General features: G+C 40.2%; 2 protein-coding genes. Both read right to left on the minus strand.

What is annotated here, in order from left to right; translation table 11 throughout:
* Positions 1-301: 301 nt before the first annotated feature.
* Complete coding sequence (locus tag DWY31_RS13770) at positions 302-1,459, minus strand: IS91 family transposase (RefSeq protein WP_118520981.1); 1,158 nt, start codon at positions 1,457-1,459, stop codon at positions 302-304.
* Positions 1,449-2,339: a tyrosine-type recombinase/integrase gene (locus DWY31_RS13775; protein WP_118520983.1), complete on the minus strand. Its 891-nt coding sequence runs from the start codon at positions 2,337-2,339 to the stop codon at positions 1,449-1,451. Before DWY31_RS13775 ends, DWY31_RS13770 begins: the two co-directional genes overlap by 11 nt.
* Between the last annotated feature and the right edge of the window lie 259 nt (positions 2,340-2,598).

The raw sequence follows: 2,598 nt of genomic DNA on the forward strand, positions 1-2,598 counted from the left end.
AAATTGATACGTGAACAATCGGTGTCAGGACAGAGAAAAAAACAGCTTACCATCTATTGATAGCTGCCCTTTTCTCTGGACTGCACATCGATTTTTACCTATTGAACAAAATCGCGTCACTCCAGCCGATACAGTATGGAGTTTCAATCGATTTCCTTCTTCTTGATTTTACCAAAAAATCTATGCATTGGAAACTGATTCCAGCATGTTTTAAAAAATAGTAACCTGTTTTATCGAATGAAGGGTGCACTTAATAAGCCTTCATTCAGACGGCTGTTTTTCAGTATTCAAATGCCTTCGCTCAAGTCAACATGTAGCGTCCTCGAATCGATAGCGAAAGAAGATTTCCTCCACAGGCTTCACATTTACAGATATCCTTTTTGTAAATGATCATCAGCTTCTCAGCGAAGGTCTTACCTCGGAGTTTTGAAATATATTGAATGCAGTTGAGAAGCTTCCGGCAGTGTGCCATCTTTTCTTTCTTGTTCCTACAGGAAAGCAGTCCATAGTGGCGAATTCGGACAAAACCTTTTGGGAGCACATGCATTAGAAACATTCGCAGAAACTCTGTTCCTTTAATGGTTTGTTCGATATATTTACCGCCATTCTTGTAATCCTTTACGAGGTAGGTAACAGTTTCATCTGTCATGCTGACAATTCTACGGTTACTGATAGCGATACGATGAGTGTAAAGGCCAAGGTATTGGATCACAGAATTCGCTCCATTGAATGCCTCCTTCATATAGACAACCCAGTTCTTATCGTAGAGGAAATTCAGTAAAGCTTTGAATTCATAATGATTTTTCAAATGTGCTGCCGTTCCATGATACTCAAGTTTTTTATCTTCCCAGAGTTGTTTCAGCTCACGAAGATAATACTTTTTGAAGACAGCAGACATGACCTTAACCGGAAAGAAAAACTTCTTTCCTTTATCCTTCCACTTATTTGCAGCATCAAGTCCACCGCCAAGAACAATGGTGTGGAGATGAGGATGATAGTTCATCCTGGAGCCCCAGGTATGAAGTACGCAGATATATCCAATCCTTGCTCCAAGATGCTTCGGATCCGCAGACAGCTCTGCCATTGTTTGATGTGCTGCATGGTACAAAGTATCATAAAGGAGTTTCTGATTTGAATAGATCAGGGAATATAATTCTTCTGGAACTGTAAAGACCGTATGAAAGTATGGAACATCCAGTACATTTTCCTGCTGTTTGTCAATCCATTCATCGACCTCCATTCCTTGACACATGGGGCAGTGACGGTTCTTGCAGGAATTATAATGAATATATTTCTTGTGACAGCTTTCGCATTCGCTTAAATTGGCTCCCATTTCAAGCGTATGGCATTTGGAGATACACAGTGCCGTTAGTTGCTGTTGGAGAGAAAAGTTGTGTGTCTCACAGTATTGCGGAAGAAATTGATGGAATACATCCTGAATGGTGATGTCATGATTCATTTGCATCACCTGCGTTTCTCTTAGATTTACGCCCCCGTTTTTTCTTGGCAGGATGATCAAGCGGACTCTTTATTCCCATAACAGTTTTATTGGATATGTGGATGTATACCTGTGTTGATTCCAGACAGCGGTGTCCAAGCATTGCTTGTACATAGTTGATCGGGACACCTTGCTCAATCATGTGGCTTGCAAAGGAATGGCGAAGCGTATGCGGATGTGCTTCAATGCCCGCTGTTTTTCCTACTGCCCTGAGCATGATTTCAACACCACTCACTTTTAGTGGCTCATGAGGAGCATCTAAAGAAACAAAAAGATACTCTCTTTTTACCGGATAACTTCTCCAGTATTCCTTTAGTAAATCAAGGGCTCTTTCTGAAAGGATCGTCCATCTGTCACGATGATTCTTCCCTTTGGAAATATATACCTGCATAGTACTCATATAGATATCTTCAGGTCTAAGAGAGACAAGTTCTCCTACACGCATTCCAGATGAATAAAGCAGGGCAATGATTGCTTTGTTACGGATCTGGGTTGCAGAATTGATTAACTTTTCAATTTCTTCAAGAGAAAGCACTTTCGGAAGCTTTACATCCAATCGCATTCTTGGAACAATGTCTTGATCCCATGGAATATGTAAGACATGTTTGTATAGAAAGCAAATGGAAGAATTATAAAAGTTGCAGGTTGCAGATGAAAGACCGGAATTACGTTTTTCCAGTATAAATGATCTGGCATCCTGAAGGGATAAATCTTCCATTGATTTATAGCCTGTCCACTTCATAAAGTGACATATGTTGTTGATATAGGCATCTGCAGTTCGGGAGGACCTGTTACGAATAAGGCATTCCTCTCTGAGCTTGTTAAAATATTTTTCGTACATAATAAACCTCCATGATACTAGTAACGTTAATGAGTCACTGCTATCATGGAGGTCCACGTATTAAAGATACCCTCTTGAGAAAAAGAGATTCTGGTGTTATTCTATTCATGGCAGTGTTAATGGTGATCCTGTTCAATTGTTATTTTGTGGTGATTTAACAATACTACTTTTAGGGCTCATTATCTACTGCCTTTTTAAGTCAAAGTGAAAACTGCGCCACAGCCTTCGCAGGCCATCGCGCAGCGATTTAGTTCAATTC

It is taken from the genome of Dorea sp. AF24-7LB (genome assembly GCF_003478575.1).
GTDB classification, from domain to species: Bacteria; Bacillota; Clostridia; order Lachnospirales; family Lachnospiraceae; genus Dorea_D; species Dorea_D hominis.